Raw genomic sequence first — 18,070 nt, forward strand, 5'->3', positions numbered from 1 at the left:
CGATCGGCCGCCCGTGCGCACGTACAAGATCCACTGATCACCCGACCGATACCTGTTCGCCCCGTACCCGGGTGCTCCCCCGCCGCCGAGAGGAACCGTCCATGACGTCTTCAGTGCCCGCGCCGTCGCCGTCCCCCGGCCCGGTGGTGGCCGGGGTCGGGGCCTCGCGCGGGGTGTCCGAGGACGAGGTGCTGGAGCTGGTCCACGCGGTGCTGCGGGAGGCCGGGGCCGACGGCTCCGCGCTGTCCGCGCTCGCGACGGTGGCGGCGAAGGCCGGTGAACCCGGGGTGGTCGGCGCCGCCGCGCGGCTCGGGGTCCCGCTGCTGACGTACCCGGCCGACCGGCTGGCCGGTGTCCCGGTCCCGGAGCCGTCGGACCGGACACGCGCGGCGGTCGGCACGCCGTCCGTGGCGGAGGCCGCGGCGCTGATCGGGGGCGGGCGGCTGCTGGTCCCCAAACGCCGCTCGGCCGGGCGGGACGGGGGCCCCTCCCGGGCGACCTGCGCGCTGGCCCTCGGGGCGGGACTCCCGCAGGCGGCGGGGCTGTCCGCCGAGGCACCCGAGTACGACCTGCGGCACCACGGGGACGCCGAGGTGCGCGACGACGGCCGGGAACTGACGGATCTCGCGGTGAACGTCCGGGAGCGGACACCGCCGGACTGGCTGCGCGAGCGGATCGCCGCGTCGCTGACGGGACTGGCCGCCTACCCCGACGGCCGGGCGGCCCGGGCGGCGGTGGCCGCGCGGCACGCCGTGACGGCGGAGGAGGTGCTGCTGACCGCCGGGGCGGCCGAGGCGTTCGTCCTGATCGCGCGGGCGCTGTCACCGGAGCGGGCGGTCGTGGTGCATCCGCAGTTCACCGAGCCGGAGGCGGCCCTGCGGGACGCGGGGCACCGGGTGGAACGGGTGCTGCTGCGCCCGGAGGACGGGTTCCGGCTGACGCCCGGGGCGGTGCCCGACGACGCGGATCTCGTCGTCATCGGCAATCCGACGAACCCCACGTCCGTGCTGCACCCGGCCGCGGTCGTGGCGGGGCTGGCCCGGCCCGGCCGGACGCTGGTGGTGGACGAGGCGTTCATGGACGCGGTGCCCGGCGAACGGGAATCGCTCGCCGGGCACCGCGTCCCGGGGCTGATCGTGCTGCGGAGCCTGACGAAGACCTGGGGGCTCGCCGGGCTGCGGGTCGGCTATGTGGTCGCCGACCCCGGGACGGTACGGCTGCTGGAACGGGCCCAGCCGTTGTGGCCCGTGTCCTCGCCCGGGCTGGTCGCGATGGAGGCGTGTGTGTCGCCGGAGGCGGTGGCGGAGGCCGGACGGGTCGCGGTGCGGGTCGGCGAGGACCGGGAGCGGTTGCTCTCGGGCCTCGCCGGGTTCGGCGCGGCGGTGACGGTGGCCGGGGTGCCCGAAGGGCCGTTCGTGCTGGTCCGGGTCCCCGATGGGATCGGGGTCCGGGAGCGGTTGCGGGGGCTCGGGTTCGCCGTGCGGCGGGGGGACACGTTTCCCGGGCTGGGGGCAGGGTGGCTTCGGGTCGCGGTGCGGGACGCGGGGACCGTGGGACGGTTCCTGGAGGCGCTGGGCTCGGCGTTGCCGTCGCCGTCGCCTGCGCCTATGCCCATGTCCTCGCCCTCGCCCTCGCCCTCGCCGCTGGATGCTGCCCCCTTGCGGTAGTCCCTCGGGTGCGGGGCCGCCCTCGCTTTTGCGCAGTTCCCCGCGCCCCTTTCGGGGCGCTGCCCGGTGCGGTCGTCCCTCGGGTGCGGGGCCGCCCTCGTCTTTGCGCAGTTCCCCGCGCCCCTTTGGGGGCGCTGCCTGGTGCGGTCGTCCCTCGGGTGCGGGCCGCTCTCGTTTTTGCGCAGTTCCCCGCGCCCCTTTGGGGGCGCTGCCTGGTGCGGGGCCTGGGGTGGTGTCAGGTGTTGCGGGGCTTGCGGGTGAAGTGGAAGGCGGCGGCGCCTGCCGCGAGGAGGGCCACCGCGCCGCCCGCGAGGTACGGGGTCATGGAGCTGCCGCCGGTCTCCGCGAGGTTCTCGCCGCCGGACTGGGGCTTGACGCCAGGCGCCTCGGGCTTCTCCTCGGCGGGGGGCGCCGACGGTTCGGCGGACGGCTCCGCGGGTGCGGACGGGACGACGGCGGCCTTCGCGGGTGTCTCGCACGTGGCGCCGACGAGGGTGACCGTGCCCTTCACGTCGGCCACGTTCAGCTTGAGCGGGTTCACGGAGACGTCGAGCTCCAGCGCGGTCGCCGCGGCGGTGCGGGTGGTCGTGGACTTCTGGGAGAGGTCCAGCCGGACCTCGCCGATCCCGGGGACCTTCACCTCGGTGGTGCCCCCGGCGGACAGGGTGACCTTCTGGCCGAGCACGGTCACAGGCCCGAGCACCTCGGACTCGGCGACGGGGCGCTGCCCCACCGCGCACACGGCCTTCGCGGTGACCTGCTGCACCTCGATGAGGGACAGCAGCGGCAGTCCGGGGAGGTGGACCTGGGCGCGGACGAGGTTGGTGAACCCCTCGGCCCGCTGCTTGTCGACGGTGGCCTTGGCCTGGGCCACGTCCGCGCGCAGCAGGCTGAACGGCTTGCCGCCCCCGACGCCGTCGAGCCGCGCGGTCAGGGCGGTCCGGTCGGCGCTGGCGGGCGCCTGGACGTCGTTCAGGGAGACCGCGAGCGGTGCGTGCACGGTCTTGTCGAGCAGGGAGACGTCGAGTCCGGTGCGGAGCACGACGGCGCTCGCCTTGCCCTCGTCGCCGGTGGCGTGCGCGGTACCCGCTCCGGCCAGGACCGTGGGCGCGGCGGCCAGCACGGTGGCGGCGGCGGCCTGGGCGAGACGGCGTGCGGGCAGGCGGATGGCGTTGCTGTTCAAGGTGGTGGGACCCCCACAAGAGACATCAGGAAAGTGCGCGGCGGGGTCACCTCGGCACCGCGACGGGGGACCGTCGTGGGCGGTGACCGTGCCGTTGCCGGAATACTCGCGCACCGAGAGTGAACGGACAGCCACCTGGCGTGAGTTCACCCCAAAGGGGGGTTTTCGCGCTTTTGTTTGAATATGCGGGTACGGATGTTCCCTCCGGTCACCCGTGGGGTGCGGGAGACGGACCCGGGGAGGGTGGGTCAGGCCGGTGCCGGTGCGGTTTCGGGCAGCCCGGACCGGCCCCGGACCGCCGGGGTGACGCTTCGTCAACAGCGTGCGCGCCCGGGGGCGATGATCGGCTCAGCCGACGATCCGGCCGCGGAGCACCACCCGTCGCGGAGCCGCGAGGACCCGGACATCCGCCCGGGGGTCCGTCTCGTACACGACCAGATCCGCCGGGGCGCCCTCGGTGAGGCCGGGGCGGCCGAGCCACCGCCGGGCGCCCCAGGTGGTGGCGGACAGGGCCTCGACGGGCGGGATGCCCGCGGTGACGAGTTCGGCGACCTCGTCCGCGACCAGTCCATGGGGGAGCGAGCCGCCCGCGTCCGTCCCGACGAAGACGGGCACCCCCGCGTCGTAGGCGGCGCGCACGGTGTCGTACCGCCGGGCGTGGAGCCGTCGCATATGCGCGGACCAGCGGGGGAACTTGCTCTCGCCGCCGTCGGCGAGCCGGGGGAACGTGGCGATGTTGACCAGGGTGGGGACGATGGCGACGCCGCGTTCCGCGAACAGCGGGACGGTGTCCTCGGTGAGTCCGGTGGCGTGCTCGACGCAGTCGATACCGGCCTCCACCAGATCGCGCAGCGCGTCCTCGGCGAAGCAGTGCGCGGTGACCCGGGCGCCCAGCCGGTGGGCCTCGGCGATCGCGGCCCGGACGGCGTCCCGGGGCCAGCAGGCCGTGAGGTCACCCGCGTCGCGGTCGATCCAGTCGCCGACGAGTTTGACCCAGCCGTCGCCGCGGCGGGCCTCCTGGGCGACGTACGCGACGAGGTCCGCGGGCTCGATCTCATGGGCGTAGTTGCGGATGTAGCGGCGGGTGCGGGCGATATGGCGGCCCGCGCGGATGATCCTCGGCAGGTCCTCGCGGTCGTCGATCCAGCGGGTGTCGGAGGGGGAGCCCGCGTCGCGGATCAGCAGGGCCCCGGCCTCGCGGTCGGTGAGGGCCTGCTTCTCAGCGGTCGCGGCGGGGACGGGCCCGTGGGCGTCCAGTCCCACATGGCAGTGCGCGTCCACCAGACCGGGCAGCGCCCACCCCCGTACGGTGACGGTGTCCCGGACGCCGGCCGGCCGCTCGTAGGTGATCCGCCCCCCGACCACCCACAGTTCGTCCCGTACGTCGTCGGGTCCCACCAGCACCCGTCCGCTCACGTGCAGCACCGTGCGATCGCTCATGTCCCGCAACCTACCCCTCGCCCGCGCGGGCCCGGCAGGCTCCTGTCCCGCCCCCGGCGACCTGCGGTTACGCTCATGTCGTTCCGTGAGCCGTCCACGGCTTCCCGTACCGAGGAGAGCAGCGCCGTGAGCCATCCCCTACTCGACCTGGCGCCCCTGACCGCCGACCGTTTCGCCGCGATCGAGCGGCGGGTGGCGGGTCTGCTGGCCACCGAGCAGGACGTCGTGATCACCCAGGGCGAGGCCCTGCTCCCGCTGGAGGGCTGTATCCGGGGGGCGGCCGGTCCGGGCACGACCGCGCTGAACGTCATCACCGGCCCGTACGGGCAGACCTTCGGGGACTGGCTGCGGGACTGCGGCGCGAAGGTGATCGACCTCGCGGTGCCGTACCACGCGGCGGTGACGCCCGAGGAGGTCGAGCGGGCGCTGGCGGACCGTCCGGAGATCGACTTCGTGTCGCTCGTGCACGCCGAGGCCGCCACCGGCAACACCAACCCGGTCGCCGCGATCGGTGAGGTCGTCCGGCGGCACGGCGCGCTGTTCATGCTGGACGCGGTGGCCTCCGTGGCCGCGGAACCACTGCTGCCGGACGCGTGGGGCGTGGACCTGTGCGTGATCGGCGCGCAGAAGGCGATGGGCGGTCCGGCCGGGGTGTCGGCGGTGTCGGTGAGCGAGCGGGCGTGGGCGCGGATGGCCGCGAACCCGCAGGCGCCGCGGCGTTCGTATCTGTCGCTGCTGGACTGGAAGGAGCGGTGGATCGACGCGGGGCGCCGGGCGCTGCTGCACGCGCCCGCGCAGTTGGAGATGCTGGCGCTGGAGGCGTGCGTCGAGCGGATCGAGTCGGTCGGGCCGGACATCGTGATGGCGCGCCACGCGGCGGCGGCACGGGCCACCCGGGCGGGGGCGACGGCCCTCGGCATCGGGCTGGAGCCGTATGTCACCGAGGCGCGGGACGCGGCTCCGGTGGCGACGACGCTGCGGGTCCCGGCGGACGCGGACGCGTCCGCGGTGGTGGCGCGGGCGCTCGCGCTCGACCCGGGGCTGCCACTGGTGGCCGGGGGCGGGGCGCTGGCGCGGGAGATGGTGCGGGTCAACCACTACGGCCCGGACGCGACGGACGAAGTGGTCGAGCGCTCGCTGGCGGCGCTGGCCGGGGCGCTGTCGGGCTGAGCCCCTGGGCGGGCCGGGGCGGCGGCCGACGGGCATCCGCCGGGCGAGCGCCGGAGGGCCACCACGTCCGCCCGGCAGGTCTGTCCGGCGGGGGCGCCGAGCGGGTCCGTACGGGCCTCCTGGAATCGTGGACGTAATTCACGGGGCCGGGGTTGCCTGTACGGGCATTAATATTCGAAATTAGTTTTCGCTCAGGCGCCCATATTCTCCTGCCCGCTTATCCAAACCCTAAACGCTAAGGTTTCGTGAACGCACGGCGGCGCAATTGCGGCAGGTTCCGCCAGGTCGACGATCCTGTGATCCATTCCACATCAAGCCCGTTTCGTACCATAAATCCAGTACGAAACGGGCTTTTTGCTGCCTTCTCGCGCGTCCGCATGCGCCCGCGTGATAACATAACGACGCCCTGGAAGTAACCCCACCGGGCCATGCAATCCAAGGAATTGCTCGGTAAATTAAATCCGCATGACCGCTGCACAAGCAGACCTGCGAACGCAATTCCGAGAAATGCCCGACGGACTACGGATAGACCGTCCGACGGTGGCCGACGGCGGTGCGCTCTGGCGCATCGCACGGGACTCCCGGACCCTCGATCTGAACTCCTCCTACAGCTATCTCCTGTGGTGCCGCGACTTCGCGGGCACCTCCGTGGTGGCACGTGACGCGGACGGGCAGCCGGTCGGCTTCATCACCGGATACATCCGGCCCACCCGTCCGGGCACGCTCGTCGTCTGGCAGGTCGCCGTCGACACGGCGCACCGGGGCCGGGGACTCGCCGCGGCGCTGCTGGACGGGCTCACCGAGCGGGTCACCGCCGACCGGGCGTCCGCGCCCGTCGCGCTGAACTCGCTGGAGACCACCATCACGCCCGGCAACACGGCCTCCGAGCGGCTGTTCCTCTCGTACGCCGAACGGCACGGGCTGGCCGTCGACCGGGAGGTGCTCTTCGGCGCCGGGGTGTTCCCCGACGGCGGGCACGACCCCGAGATCCTCTACCGCATCGGCCCGTTCGCCGGCTGACCGGCGCCGGACCCGTACCACCGGCGCCCGTCCCGCTCACGCCGACCCGCCCCACCACCTGTCACCCCGAACAGCCAGGAGACCTGCCGTGACCATCACCCAGCCCGACCTGAGCGTCTTCGAGACCCTGGAGTCGGAGGTGCGCAGCTACTGCCGCAGCTGGCCCACCGTCTTCGACCGTGCCCAGGGCAGCCGTATGTACGACGAGGACGGCCATGAGTACCTCGACTTCTTCGCGGGGGCCGGGTCGCTCAACTACGGCCACAACAACCCCGTACTCAAACGCGCCCTGATCGACTACCTGGAGCGCGACGGGGTCACCCACGGTCTCGATATGTCGACGACGGCGAAGCGGGCGTTCCTGGAGTCGTTCCAGAACCTGGTGCTGCGTCCCCGTGACCTGCCCTACAAGGTGATGTTCCCGGGTCCGACCGGCACCAACGCCGTGGAGTCCGCGCTGAAGCTGGCCCGCAAGGTGAAGGGCCGCGAGTCGATCGTGTCGTTCACCAACGCGTTCCACGGGATGTCGCTGGGCTCGCTGGCGGTCACGGGCAACGCCTTCAAGCGGGCGGGCGCGGGCATCCCGCTGGTGCACGGCACCCCGATGCCGTTCGACCACTACCTGGACGGCCAGGTGCAGGACTTCCTCTGGTTCGAGCGGCTGCTCGGGGACCAGGGCTCCGGGCTCAACCAGCCGGCCGCGGTGATCGTGGAGACCGTGCAGGGCGAGGGCGGCATCAATGTGGCGCGCGCCGAGTGGCTGCGGGCGCTGGCGGATCTGTGCGCGCGGCGGGACATGCTGCTGATCGTGGACGACATCCAGATGGGCTGCGGGCGCACCGGCGCGTTCTTCTCCTTCGAGGAGGCGGGCATCGTGCCGGACATCGTGACGGTCTCCAAGTCGATCAGCGGCTACGGGCTGCCGATGTCGCTGTGCCTGTTCAAGCCGGAGCTGGACATCTGGGAGCCCGGCGAGCACAACGGCACCTTCCGCGGCAACAACCCGGCGTTCGTGACGGCCGCGGCGGCCCTGGAGGCGTACTGGTCGGACGGGCCCGCGATGGAGAAGCAGACCCTGTCGCGCGGGCAGCAGGTCCAGGAGGCGCTGGGCGCGCTGGCCGAGGAGCACCGCGAGGAGATCAAGGAGTTCCGGGGCCGCGGACTGGTGTGGGGTGTGGAGTTCCACGACAAGGGGCGGGCCTCCCGGGTGGCGCGGCGCGCCTTCGAGCTGGGGCTGCTGATCGAGACCTCGGGCCCCGAGGGCGAGGTCGTCAAGCTGCTTCCCGCGCTGACCGTCTCCCCCGACGAGCTGGAGGAGGGCCTGCGCACCCTCACCCGCGCGGTCCGCGAGACCGCCTGACCCGGACCCGGACCCGGACCCTGATCCGGCCCCGAACCCGGCCCTGAACCGGACCAGGCCCCACGCCGGTCCCGGTCCCGATACCCGACCCCCCTACCTGATCCATGTCCCGGCGCCGTCCCGGCCGGTCCCGGGCAGCGTCCGTCCGCCGGGGACACCCGTCCGTCCGGCGTCATCCGTCCGGCGCCGTCCGTCCGCCAGAGAAAGGCAGCACGTCACCGTGATCGTCCGATCGTTGAAGGACATCGAGGGAACCGACCGTCATGTGAAGTCACGCTCGGGCACCTGGGAGAGCAAACGCATCGTCCTCGCCAAGGAGCGGGTCGGCTTCTCGCTGCACGAGACCGTGCTGTACGCGGGTACGGAGACCTCCATGTGGTACGCCAACCACATCGAGGCCGTGCTGTGCGTCGAGGGCGAGGCCGAGCTGACCGACGACGAGACCGGCGAGAAGCACTGGATCAGCCCGGGGACGATGTATCTGCTGGACGGGCACGAGCGGCACACCCTGCGGCCGAAGACCGACTTCCGGTGCGTGTGCGTGTTCAACCCGCCCGTCACGGGCCGTGAGGACCACGATGAGAACGGCGTATATCCGCTTCTGACCGAGGAGGTATGAACGATGGCCACCACGACCGACATCCGCGCGGACCTGTATCCGAGCCGGGGCGCCACCGAGGTGTCCGTGCCGCGCAAGGACCCGGTCGTCTGGAACTCCCCGGACGCCCCGGGCCCCGTCGCGCGCGAGGACCTGGCCTCGTTCGAGCGGGACGGCTTCCTGACCGTGGACCAGCTGATCACGCCCGACGAGGTGACCGGCTACCGCGCCGAACTCGACCGGCTGGTCGGCGACCCGGCGATCCGCGCCGACCCCCGGTCGATCGTGGAGTCGTCCTCCCAGGAGATCCGCTCGGTCTTCGAGGTGCACCGGATCAGTGAGGTGTTCGCCGCGCTGGTGCGCGACGAGCGGGTGGTGGGCCGCGCCCGGCAGATCCTCGGCTCGGACGTGTACGTCCATCAGTCCCGGATCAATGTGAAGCCGGGGTTCGGGGCGTCCGGGTTCTACTGGCACTCGGACTTCGAGACCTGGCACGCCGAGGACGGACTGCCGAACATGCGGACGGTGTCCGTGTCGATCGCGCTGACCGACAACCTCGACACCAACGGCGGTCTGATGATCATGCCGGGCTCGCACCGGACGTTCCTGGGCTGCGCGGGAGCGACCCCGAAGGACAACTACAAGCGGTCGCTCCAGATGCAGGACGCGGGCATCCCGTCGAACGGGGCGCTCACACAGTTCGCGGACGAGCACGGCATCCGGCTGTTCACGGGTGCGGCGGGGTCGGCCACCTGGTTCGACTGCAACTGCATGCACGGCTCGGGCGACAACATCACCCCGTACGCGCGCAGCAATGTCTTCATCGTCTTCAACAGCGTGGAGAACACGGCGCAGGAGCCCTTCGCCGCGCCGGTCCGCAGGCCGGAGTACATCGGGGCACGGGACTTCACCCCCGTGCGCTGAGCACCACGGTGGTACGGCGGGGCGGTGACCGGAACCTTCCGGTCACCGCCCCGCCGCGCGTTCCCGTGGCACGTGGAGGCGGGGCGGCGCTTCGTCAGCTTCCGTCGAGCGTCGGGTAGTCGGTGTATCCACGGGCGTCGCCGCCGTAGAAGCTGGGGCGGTGCGGGGGGTTGTACGGACCGGCGGTCCGCAGCCGCGCCGGGAGGTCCGGGTTCGCGAGGAACAGTGTGCCGAAGGCGACCATGTCGGCGGTACCGTCCTCGACGAGGGCGAGCGCCCGGTGATCGGTGCCGTCCGCGTCGTCGGGCGAGGGCGGATTGAGGATCAGTACGCCCGAGAAGAGCTTGCGCAGGGTGTGGGTCAGTTCACGTATCCGCGCGGAGCCCTCGGAGAGATGCAGATAGGCGATCCCGAGCGGCTCCAGCCGCCGCACCAGTTCGGTGTACACGGGCTCCGGGTCCGGCTCGCTGATGTCGTTGAACCCGTTTCCGGGCGAGATACGCAGCGCGGTGCGCGCGGCGCCGATCTCCGCCGCCACCGCCTCGGTCACCGCGACGGCGAACCGGGCGCGGGCCACGGGCGAACCGCCCCACGCGTCGGTGCGGACATTGGACCCTGCCGCGAGGAACTGGTGGATCAGATAGCCGTTGGCGCCGTGCAGCTCGACCCCGTCGAACCCGGCGTCCACCGCGTTGCGGGCGGCCGACGCGAAGTCCGCGACGGTCGCGTGGACCTCGGTGTCCGTCAGCTCCCGGGGGGTGACGAAGGCCTTGGCGCCCTCGGCGGTGTACACCTCGCCCTGGGCGGCCACGGGGGACGCCCCGACGTTCACCAGCCCGTCCGGCAGCAGGCTGGGGTGCCCGATCCGGCCCGTGTGCATCAGCTGGGCGAAGATCCGGCCGCCGCGCGCGTGCACCGCGTCGGTGACCGCGCGCCAGGCGGCGGTCTGCTCCGGGCTGTGCAGACCCGGTGTGTCCGGATAGCCCTGTCCCACCGCGCTGGGCTGGACGCCCTCGGTGATGATCAGACCGGCGGTCGCCCGCTGGGCGTAGTACTCGGCCGTCAGCGCGGTGGGCACTCCGGCGGCACCGGCGCGGCTGCGGGTCATCGGCGCCATCGCGACGCGGTTGGCGAGCCGGGTCCCGGCGAGGTCGATCGGGTCGAACGCTGTCGTCATGGTGACTGCTCCCCAGCACGGTGATCGGTACGAAGGTCGGGCGGTGCGAAAGTCTGGCGGTGCGATGGTTGGCCGGCGCACTGGTCGGCCGGCGCTCCAGGTGGTCGGCGCGATGGCCGGCCGGGGCGATAGTTGGTCGGCCAAGCAAGAGAACCGCGCGCCACTGTAGCTCATTCCTTGGCCGGCCAAGGTAATCTGGCGGACCAACCCCCCACGCACGTAACGCGGTTCGGCGGCGGCCCCGCCACCACCGGCCCCCCGGCAGCCGGACCCCCCGCTGCCCCGGTCCGCCCCGCCCACCCAGGAGCCTCCCCATGACCGCTTCCTCCGGCCCCGCCCCGTCCGACCCCGACTGTCCCCCGGCGGCCCGGGGCGGCCCCGTCAGCAACACCCTGGCCCGGGTGGCGCGGCTGCACCGCGTCACCGCCCGCGAGCTGCTGCGGGACCTGGACCTGTACCCGGGCCAGGAGTTCCTGATGATGCATCTGTGGAGCTCCGGGCCGGTGCGCCCGTCCGAGCTGATCAAGGTGCTGGACCTGGACCCCTCGACGGTGACCAGGATGCTCCAGCGGCTGGAGCAGGCGGGCCATGTCCGGCGCGGACAGGACCCCTGCGACCGGCGCGCGGTCCTGGTGGAGGCGACCGAGCCGAGCTGCGCGCTGCACGACCGGATGGCGGCGGCCTGGTGCGAACTGGAGACCCGGACCCTCGGCGGTCTCGACCCCGCGGAGCGCCGGGAGCTGGCCCGGCTGCTGGAGAAGGTCGAGGCGAACCTGTGCGGGCAGGCCCCCCGGGAGCGCGGGGACGACCCGCCCGGGGCACCGCCGCGCGAGGAGCACGGCGGGCCGTGAGCGGGCGTACGGGGGCGGGCGTACGGGCGGGGGCGGAGCGTACGGCGGTCCGGGCGGCTCGCCTTACGGGTCCCGGGGCCCGTTCCCGGTCCTGTTCCCGGTCCCGCTGCCGGGTCCCGCTCCCGGGTCCCGCGTGGCCCCGGGTTCCTACAGGGCGCTCAGGAGCCGGTCGACGTCCCCTTCCGTGTTGTGGACGTGGAACGCCGCGCGCAGATTGCCCGCGCGGTCCGAGACCTCGATCCCGCCGTCGCTGAACTCCCGCTGGCGGGCCCCGAGCCCGGGGACCGAGACGATCGCGGAGCCGGGGGACGGCACCGGGGTGTGCCCGAGGGCGTCCAGACCCGCGCGGAAGCGGTCGGCCAGGGCCACGTCATGGGCGCGGATCGCGTCCACGCCCACGCTCTCGACCAGGGCCAGGGAGTGCCGCGCCCCCACGTACGAGAAGAGGCTCGGGCTCTCGTCGAACCGGCGGGCCGAGCGTGCCAGCTCCTGGACCGGGCCGTAGCAGCTGTCCCAGGGCCGCTCCCCCGACACCCAGCCCGCGAACACGGGGCTCAGCCCGCCGAAGTCCTCGGGGACGGCGAGGAACGTGACACCGCGCGGGCACAGCAGCCACTTGAACGCGACGGACACCACGTAGTCGTACGCGTCGGCGTCGATCGGCAGCCACCCGGCGGACTGCGACGCGTCGACATAGGTACGGGCGCCGTGGGCGAGGGCGGCCTCCCGGACACGGGGCAGATCGGCGATCCGTCCGTCGGCGGACTGGACGGCGCTCACCGCGACCAGACCGGTCGTGGGGCGCACCGCGTCCGCGATCCGCTCCAGCGGCACCTCGCGCACCTTCAGGTCCTGGCGGACACGGAAGGGGGTGACCAGCGAGCTGAAGTCCCCTTCGGCGGTGAGCACCTCCGTGCCCGGCGCCAGGGAAGCGGCGACCAGCCCGGTGTACACGGCGACGGACGCCCCCGCCGCGACCCGGGACGCCGGGACGCCGACGAGCCGCGCGAAACTCGCGCGGCTCGCCTCCAGATCCTCGAACATATCGGCCGGCCGCCCCGCGGCCGTGGCATCCACCGCCTCCCGCATCGCGGTGACGGATCTGGCGGGGAGCAGCCCGGTGCTGGCGGTGTTCAGATAGGTCGCCTCGGGAGTGAACTCGGTACGGATCGCGGTAACGGCAAGTGTCTCCATGGCCTCACTGTGCCGCCCCGCCGCGCCCCGGTCCATGACGCCTCCCGGTGTATCCGGCCGGGGACGCCCCCGCGCCCGCCTTTGAACTGCGGAAACGCGGGCGTGACCGGTGGCGGGTTCGCGCCTGCGCAAGCTCAGGCGCGGCTGGTGGCCGGGTTCACGCCCGTGGAACCTCAGGCCCGATAGAGCCCAGGCCCGTGGAAGCTCAGGCGCCCGTGGCAGCTCAGGCCCGCTCGGCGGCCTGGTTCGCGTCCTGCGGTATCTCGCAGCCGTCGGGCCCGCACGCCTCGGCGTCGGTGTCCGCGCCGGCCGGGACGATCGGGGTGAGCGGGGAGCGGGCGCCCCACGCCTGGTCGAGGGCCTGGGCGAAGACCTCGGCGGGCTGGGCCCCGGACACACCGAACCGGCGGTCGAGGACGAAGAAGGGGACGCCGTTCGCGCCCAGCTCGGCGGCCTCGCGTTCGTCGGCGCGGACCGCGTCGGCGTAGCGCTCCGGGTCCGCGAGGACCGCGCGGGCGGCGTCCGCGTCCAGGCCCGCCTCGGCGGCGAGGGCCACCAGCCGGTCCTCGGCGGCGCCGTAGACGGACTCCTCCTCGGCGAAGTTCGCCCGGTAGAACAGACCGATCAGCGTGTCCTGCCTGCCGTGCTCCTTGGCGAAGTGCAGCAGCCGGTGCATGTCGAAGGTGTTGCCGTGGTCACGTCCCTCGGTGCGGTACGCCAGTCCCTCGGCCGCCGCGTTCCGCCCGAGGTCGAGTTCGGCCGCCCGCGCCTGCTCCTCGGTCATGCCGTACTTCTTGCTGAGCATCGGCAGGACCAGCGACACCTCGTCCTTGGACCGTCCCGGGTCCAGCTCGAAGGAGCGGTGGACCACCTCTACCTGCTCACGGTGCGGGAACCCGGCCAGCGCCTTCTCGAAGCGGGCCTTTCCGACATAGCACCAGGGGCAGGCGATGTCACTCCAGATCTCGACGCGCATGACAGACCGCTCCCACTTCTCTCCGGGACCACTTTTCCCCGGGGCAACACCGTGGCGGATCGGTACATTCCCCCCTCGCGCACCCCCGGGGCCCGGTCGCTGAGCCGGGTCGCCGAGCCGGTTCCGGTCCCGGTCCCGGTCCCGGTCAGCTGCCGTCGCGGAGGTCCGCGGGGGCGTGGCGGTGGAAGGCGAGGTCCCGGAACTCGGCCGGGCAGCCGTCACCGACCGGGGACTGGACCATGAAGCCGACCAGGGCGCGGGCCGTGTCCCCGGGGCTGCCGAGGGCGAACGTACGGACGAAGGTCCAGCGCTCGCCGTCGGTGGAGGCGTGGTACGCGAAGGCGTCGCCGGTACGGCTCACACGCAGCCAGACGCTGTCACCGTCGACCGTGAAGGAGTTGGCGTCGTCGGAATGGCCCCGGGTGACCACCGAGCAGATGGTGGGGACACCGGGTGAGCGCTCGAAGCAGAGCTTGGCCCACTCCCGTTCACCGACGTGGACGTACAGGACGCCCGCGTCGAAGTCCCCCGCGAAGCCGACGGTGACCCGCGCGCTCAGCTGGAAGTCGCCCTCCGGGGCCGTGCCGAGCAGCCGGGGCGCGTCCGAGGAGGGGGCGAGCGCGTGGCCCCCCGGCGGCACGAACCGGTCCTGCCGGGCACCGGCCCGCGCGCCGAGAACGCCGTCGGCGTACGTCCAGTGGCCTTCGGGTCCGTAGGAGCGCACCACGAAGGGCAGTTCGGGTATCTGCGGGGCTGCGGAGGTGGGTGGGGTTCGGTCCATGACGGTCAGTGTGGCATTCCGGGGCGGGGGCATCCATCGGCGGCCGTCCGTTCGGCTGCCCCGGACCGGGACCGGGACGGCCCGGCCTCCCCCGAGCGGCGGAGGCGGATCGTCGTCCGGCAGGAGGTGGACGAGGGCCCCGGCGCGGGAGGTTGGAGCCATGACACCGACCCCGGAGCCCACCGGCGGGCCCCGCACCGCGACCGCGCCGCCCGACCGCGTCCGCCGGGTGCTGCGCGCCGTGGCGATCACCGCGTGCGTCCCGTACCTCGCCCTCAAGACCGCCTGGCTCGGCGGCAGTCGTATCGGGATGCCCGAGGACAGTCTGCTGCTCGACGACCCGGCCGTCACCGCCGTCGCGAACCTGGTCACCCTCGCCCTCGACGCCTGCGTGATCGTGCTCGCGCTGCTGCTCACCCGGCCGTGGGGGCGGCGCGTCCCGGCCTGGCTGCTGGTGGTGCCGATGTGGACCGCCACCGGGCTGCTGGCCCCGATCATGACCGCGTACCCGCTCCAGCTGCTGGTCCGCGCGCTCGGCGGGGGCGGACCGGGCGTGTCCGCCGGGGATGGCGGAGGAGGTGGGGAGGGAGCCGAGCCCTTCCTGCACGAGTGGGTCTTCGGGATGGTCTACGGCGGCTTCATCGTGCAAGGTCTGTCGCTGGGCGCCCTGTTCGCGCTGTACGCCCGCGACCGCTGGGGGCATCTGTGGCGGGACCGGGTACGGGACCTGCCGACCGCCGGGGCCGCCCCCCGGGCCGTCACGGGCGCCGCCGCACTGGTCGCCCTGGTCCCCGCGACCCTGCACACGCTGTGGGCGTCCGGGTTCGCCATGGGCGCCGACGGCACCAGGCTCGCCGGACGGAGCACCGGGGAGCTGGCCGTGATGGAGGCCACCTGCGCGGTGTTCCCGCTGGTGGCGGTGGCCGGTGCGGGGCTGCTGGCCCTCGGGCGGGACGGCGCGCGGTGGGTGGGGGTGCGGGCGCGGGCGCGGGCACCGGTGCGGGTGCGGGTACGGGTACGGGTACCGGTGCGAGTGCGGGTACGGGTACGGGTACCGGTGCGAGTGCGGGTACGGGTACGGGTGCCGGTGTGGGTGGCGCTCGCGGCGGCCTGGCTCGGCTCGGGTGCCACGGCCACCTGGGGCGGCTGGATCAGCCTCGCCTCGCTCGGCGGCGGAGGCATCGCCTCGGGGACCAGCGGCCCCATGTACCTCGCCTACGCTTGCCAGATGATCGCCGGAGCACTCGTCGCCGCCGTCGGCGCGCGGTTCCTCGCGGGGCGCGCCCGAGCGCACGCGGGCGCCACCCCGGCGCCCGTCCGCCCGACGGATGCCCCGGCCTCCGCTGCCGCCTCCACGCCGGGCCCCGCGTCGGCCCCCGCTCCGGTTCCCCGGCCCTGGACGCCGGACGGGCCGGACGCGGGAGACGCACCGGACGGGCGGGTGTCCCCATGACCGGAAGCAAGGCCGGAAGAATGGCCGGAAGCAAGGCTGGGAGCAACGCCGGGAGCATGACCGAGAACTCGACCGGGGCCATGACCCGGATCGTCACACGGGCGCTGTCCACCCCGGCCCGGGGGCTGTCGGCCCTGTACGGGCGCCGGGCCCTGCGCCGCTGGACCCATCTGGTCCTCGGCGGCGCGCTCTCGATGCCGTACTACCTGGTCGGCTCGATCGTGCTCGTCAGCCTGGGCACGGAGATCGGCGGTCCCGCCTTCCTGGGACCCCCGCATGTGCTGGCGCTCTTGGCCGGACTGCCGCTGGCCGCCGTCACCGCGCTGTTCCCGCCGACCCGCCCGCTGTCGGTGACCGCCGTCCGCGCGCTCTGCGGCATCGGCGACGGCGACGGCACCGAGCTGGCGGACGGGCCCGCCCGCAGCGGAGCGGCCCGGGGGCGCACGGCCGTGTGGTTCACCCTGCATCTGGGGGTCGGCGCGGTGACCAGCGGGATGACCCTCGCGGTCGTCCCGTTCGCCTCGGTGGTGCTCCTGCTGCCGCTGGTCCCCGGGCTGCGGACGGGGCCCCTCGGGGAGCTCTACCGCGACGGGGGCGTGTGGGCGCTCGTCCTGTCACCGCTCGCGGGCGCCGCGATGCTGCTGCTGCTCGCCGGGTGCGTCGCGCTCGCCGGGGCGCTGCTGGCCCGGGCGGCGCCCGCGCTGCTCGGCCCGGCGCCCGCCGACCGGCTCGCGGAGGCGGAGCGGCGCGCCGCCGATCTCGCGGTACGGGGGCGGCTCGCCCGCGAGCTCCACGACTCGGTGGGGCACGCGCTCAGCGCGGTCACCCTCCAGGCGGTCGCCGCCCGCAAGGTCCTCGACACCGATCCCGGGTTCGTCCGGGAGGCCCTCGCCGCGATCGAGGAGACCACCCGGCGCACGGTCGGGGAACTCGACGCCGTCCTCGGGGTGCTTCGCGACACCGGTGAGCGGGGCACGACCGCGCCCGCGCCGACCCTGGAGACCGACCTGGACGGGCTGCTGCGGCGCACCCGCGCCGGTGGCGCGCTGCTGGACACCACCCTGGACCCGGGCCCGCACGGCTTCGGCGCGCTGCCGCCGCAGGTGTCCCGGGAGGCGTACCGGATCGTGCAGGAGGCGCTGAGCAACGCGCTGCGGCACGCGGGCGCGGGGGTCAGGGTGGATCTGACGGTCACCGTCGCGGACGGGAACCTGGACATCACGGCGCACAACCCGCTGCCCCGATCGGCGGACACCGCGTCGCGTCCGGGAGGCGGCCATGGGCTGCGCGGCATCGCGGACCGCGCACGGCTGCTGGGCGGCCGCACCGAGTCGGGCGCCCGGGAGGACCGCTGGCTGCTGCGGGTACGGCTGCCCCTGCGCGCCCCACGGTGACCCCGCCGTTCGCACCCCGGGCCGGACCGCACCCGCCCCGCACCCCGTACGCGTCGACCCGTACGTGCATGTATGGGCACACGTATCCGCTGCCCGCTGCCCGCTGCCCGCTGTCTTAAGGAAAGGGACCCATGACGACCCCGTCACCCACCGGATCCTCCGCCGCGCCGCGCTCCCTGCGCATGGTGCTCGCCGACGACGAGCGCATGGTGCGCACCGCGCTGCGGGTGATCCTGGAGGCCGAGCCGGATCTGACCGTCGTCGGGGAGGCGGCGGACGGGGCCGAGGCGGTCACCGTGGTGCGGGAGCTTCAGCCCGATGTGGTGCTCATGGACGTCCGGATGCCGGGCATCGACGGCATCCGCGCGACCGAACGCATCGTGGGCGCCCCCGTCGGCACCCCGCCCCGGGTGCTGGTGGTGACGACCTTCGAGAACGACGCCTTCGTGTACGAGGCGCTGCGCGCGGGCGCCTCCGGGTTCCTGTTGAAGCGGACCGACGCGGACACCCTGGTACAGGCGGTGCGGCTGGTCGCGCGCGGCGACACCCTGCTGTTCCCGGCGGCCGTCCGGGCGCTCGCCGGGGCGCACGGACGGGCCGCGCCCGCCCCGCCGTGGGTGGCGCGGCTGACCGGCCGGGAGGGCGACGTACTGCGGCTGATGGCCCGGGGGCTGACCAACGCGGAGATCGCCGCCCGGATGGAGGTCGGCGCGGCGACGGTGAAGACCCATGTGGCGGGGGTCCTGGCGAAGACCGGGGCGCGGGACCGGACCCAGGCGGTGATCGCCGCCTACGAGGCCGGGTTCGTCCGGAGTTCCTGAACACTCCATGAGAATCGGACCGCCGCGCCGCCGCGCGCGGGCCGGCGGGGAACCCCTGAAC

General features: G+C 73.8%; 16 protein-coding genes. 10 read left to right on the forward strand and 6 right to left on the reverse strand.

The window, feature by feature from the left end; genetic code table 11:
• Positions 1-101 precede the first annotated feature (101 nt).
• Complete coding sequence (gene cobC, locus AB852_RS20640) at positions 102-1,667, forward strand: Rv2231c family histidinol phosphate aminotransferase CobC (protein WP_079184810.1); 1,566 nt, start codon at positions 102-104, stop codon at positions 1,665-1,667.
• A gap of 235 nt (positions 1,668-1,902) precedes the next feature.
• Here cobC and AB852_RS20645 read toward each other — a convergent pair whose 3' ends face one another.
• Both AB852_RS20645 and AB852_RS20650 read right to left on the reverse strand, forming a co-directional pair.
• Positions 1,903-2,850, reverse strand: coding sequence for an SCO1860 family LAETG-anchored protein (locus tag AB852_RS20645; protein WP_073790699.1), 948 nt, complete (start codon positions 2,848-2,850; stop codon positions 1,903-1,905).
• A gap of 348 nt (positions 2,851-3,198) precedes the next feature.
• A complete protein-coding gene (locus AB852_RS20650) occupies positions 3,199-4,290 on the reverse strand; it encodes an amidohydrolase family protein (RefSeq protein WP_073791594.1) in 1,092 nt (363 codons plus the stop codon).
• 126 nt (positions 4,291-4,416) lie between these two features.
• On the opposite strand from AB852_RS20650, the gene AB852_RS20655 reads away from it, so the two are divergent.
• The 5 genes from AB852_RS20655 (at position 4,417) to thpD (ending at position 9,362) form a co-directional block, all read left to right on the forward strand.
• Positions 4,417-5,460, forward strand: coding sequence for a pyridoxal-phosphate-dependent aminotransferase family protein (locus tag AB852_RS20655; RefSeq protein WP_073791597.1), 1,044 nt, complete (start codon positions 4,417-4,419; stop codon positions 5,458-5,460).
• 465 nt (positions 5,461-5,925) lie between these two features.
• Positions 5,926-6,480 carry a diaminobutyrate acetyltransferase gene (gene ectA / locus AB852_RS20660; RefSeq protein ID WP_073790701.1) on the forward strand — a complete coding sequence of 185 codons (555 nt, stop codon included), beginning with the start codon at positions 5,926-5,928 and terminating at the stop codon, positions 6,478-6,480.
• An 88-nt stretch (positions 6,481-6,568) separates the two neighbouring features.
• Complete coding sequence (gene ectB / locus AB852_RS20665) at positions 6,569-7,840, forward strand: diaminobutyrate--2-oxoglutarate transaminase (RefSeq protein ID WP_073790704.1); 1,272 nt, start codon at positions 6,569-6,571, stop codon at positions 7,838-7,840.
• A 220-nt stretch (positions 7,841-8,060) separates the two neighbouring features.
• The gene (locus AB852_RS20670) at positions 8,061-8,459 is read left to right on the forward strand and encodes an ectoine synthase (RefSeq protein WP_073790707.1); all 399 of its coding nucleotides are present in this window, start codon (positions 8,061-8,063) and stop codon (positions 8,457-8,459) included.
• A 3-nt stretch (positions 8,460-8,462) separates the two neighbouring features.
• Positions 8,463-9,362 (forward strand): ectoine hydroxylase, encoded by a 900-nt coding sequence (gene thpD, locus AB852_RS20675; RefSeq protein WP_073790710.1) that lies wholly within the window; start codon positions 8,463-8,465, stop codon positions 9,360-9,362.
• 94 nt (positions 9,363-9,456) lie between these two features.
• On the opposite strand, the gene AB852_RS20680 is transcribed toward thpD, so the two are convergent.
• Positions 9,457-10,539: an alkene reductase gene (locus tag AB852_RS20680; protein WP_073790713.1), complete on the reverse strand. Its 1,083-nt coding sequence runs from the start codon at positions 10,537-10,539 to the stop codon at positions 9,457-9,459.
• A gap of 314 nt (positions 10,540-10,853) precedes the next feature.
• Here AB852_RS20680 and AB852_RS20685 point away from each other — a divergent pair, with 314 nt between their 5' ends.
• On the forward strand, positions 10,854-11,390 hold the full coding sequence (locus AB852_RS20685) for a MarR family winged helix-turn-helix transcriptional regulator (protein ID WP_073790728.1): 537 nt from the start codon (positions 10,854-10,856) through the stop codon (positions 11,388-11,390).
• 147 nt (positions 11,391-11,537) lie between these two features.
• On the opposite strand, the gene AB852_RS20690 is transcribed toward AB852_RS20685, so the two are convergent.
• The 3 genes from AB852_RS20690 to AB852_RS20700 all read right to left on the reverse strand — a co-directional run bounded on the left by AB852_RS20690 (position 11,538) and on the right by AB852_RS20700 (position 14,341).
• Positions 11,538-12,620 (reverse strand): aminotransferase class V-fold PLP-dependent enzyme, encoded by a 1,083-nt coding sequence (locus tag AB852_RS20690; RefSeq protein WP_178391076.1) that lies wholly within the window; start codon positions 12,618-12,620, stop codon positions 11,538-11,540.
• A 187-nt stretch (positions 12,621-12,807) separates the two neighbouring features.
• Positions 12,808-13,560 (reverse strand): DsbA family oxidoreductase, encoded by a 753-nt coding sequence (locus AB852_RS20695; protein WP_073790731.1) that lies wholly within the window; start codon positions 13,558-13,560, stop codon positions 12,808-12,810.
• Positions 13,561-13,705: 145 nt separating this feature from the next.
• Positions 13,706-14,341, reverse strand: coding sequence for a DUF1349 domain-containing protein (locus AB852_RS20700; RefSeq protein ID WP_073791602.1), 636 nt, complete (start codon positions 14,339-14,341; stop codon positions 13,706-13,708).
• A gap of 160 nt (positions 14,342-14,501) precedes the next feature.
• Here AB852_RS20700 and AB852_RS20705 point away from each other — a divergent pair, with 160 nt between their 5' ends.
• The 3 genes from AB852_RS20705 (at position 14,502) to AB852_RS20715 (ending at position 18,009) form a co-directional block, all read left to right on the forward strand.
• Positions 14,502-15,794 carry a hypothetical protein gene (locus AB852_RS20705; RefSeq protein ID WP_073790733.1) on the forward strand — a complete coding sequence of 431 codons (1,293 nt, stop codon included), beginning with the start codon at positions 14,502-14,504 and terminating at the stop codon, positions 15,792-15,794.
• Positions 15,795-15,874: 80 nt separating this feature from the next.
• A complete protein-coding gene (locus tag AB852_RS20710; RefSeq protein ID WP_073791604.1) occupies positions 15,875-17,188 on the forward strand; it encodes a sensor histidine kinase in 1,314 nt (437 codons plus the stop codon).
• A gap of 131 nt (positions 17,189-17,319) precedes the next feature.
• Positions 17,320-18,009 carry a response regulator transcription factor gene (locus AB852_RS20715; protein WP_073790735.1) on the forward strand — a complete coding sequence of 230 codons (690 nt, stop codon included), beginning with the start codon at positions 17,320-17,322 and terminating at the stop codon, positions 18,007-18,009.
• Positions 18,010-18,070 lie beyond the last annotated feature (61 nt).

The sequence above is a fragment of the Streptomyces uncialis genome (genome assembly GCF_001905345.1).
Lineage (GTDB): Bacteria > Actinomycetota > Actinomycetes > Streptomycetales > Streptomycetaceae > Streptomyces > Streptomyces uncialis.

Coding starts and splice junctions, on each gene's coding strand:
- cobC (WP_079184810.1), top strand. CDS start 102: ATGACGTCTTCAGTGCCCGCGCCGTCGCCGTCCCCCGGCCCGGTGGTG.
- AB852_RS20650 (WP_073791594.1), bottom strand. CDS start 4,290: ATGAGCGATCGCACGGTGCTGCACGTGAGCGGACGGGTGCTGGTGGGA.
- ectA (WP_073790701.1), top strand. CDS start 5,926: ATGACCGCTGCACAAGCAGACCTGCGAACGCAATTCCGAGAAATGCCC.
- thpD (WP_073790710.1), top strand. CDS start 8,463: ATGGCCACCACGACCGACATCCGCGCGGACCTGTATCCGAGCCGGGGC.
- AB852_RS20680 (WP_073790713.1), bottom strand. CDS start 10,539: ATGACGACAGCGTTCGACCCGATCGACCTCGCCGGGACCCGGCTCGCC.
- AB852_RS20685 (WP_073790728.1), top strand. CDS start 10,854: ATGACCGCTTCCTCCGGCCCCGCCCCGTCCGACCCCGACTGTCCCCCG.
- AB852_RS20690 (WP_178391076.1), bottom strand. CDS start 12,620: ATGGACCGGGGCGCGGCGGGGCGGCACAGTGAGGCCATGGAGACACTT.
- AB852_RS20695 (WP_073790731.1), bottom strand. CDS start 13,560: ATGCGCGTCGAGATCTGGAGTGACATCGCCTGCCCCTGGTGCTATGTC.
- AB852_RS20700 (WP_073791602.1), bottom strand. CDS start 14,341: ATGGACCGAACCCCACCCACCTCCGCAGCCCCGCAGATACCCGAACTG.
- AB852_RS20705 (WP_073790733.1), top strand. CDS start 14,502: ATGACACCGACCCCGGAGCCCACCGGCGGGCCCCGCACCGCGACCGCG.
- AB852_RS20710 (WP_073791604.1), top strand. CDS start 15,875: ATGACCCGGATCGTCACACGGGCGCTGTCCACCCCGGCCCGGGGGCTG.
- AB852_RS20715 (WP_073790735.1), top strand. CDS start 17,320: ATGACGACCCCGTCACCCACCGGATCCTCCGCCGCGCCGCGCTCCCTG.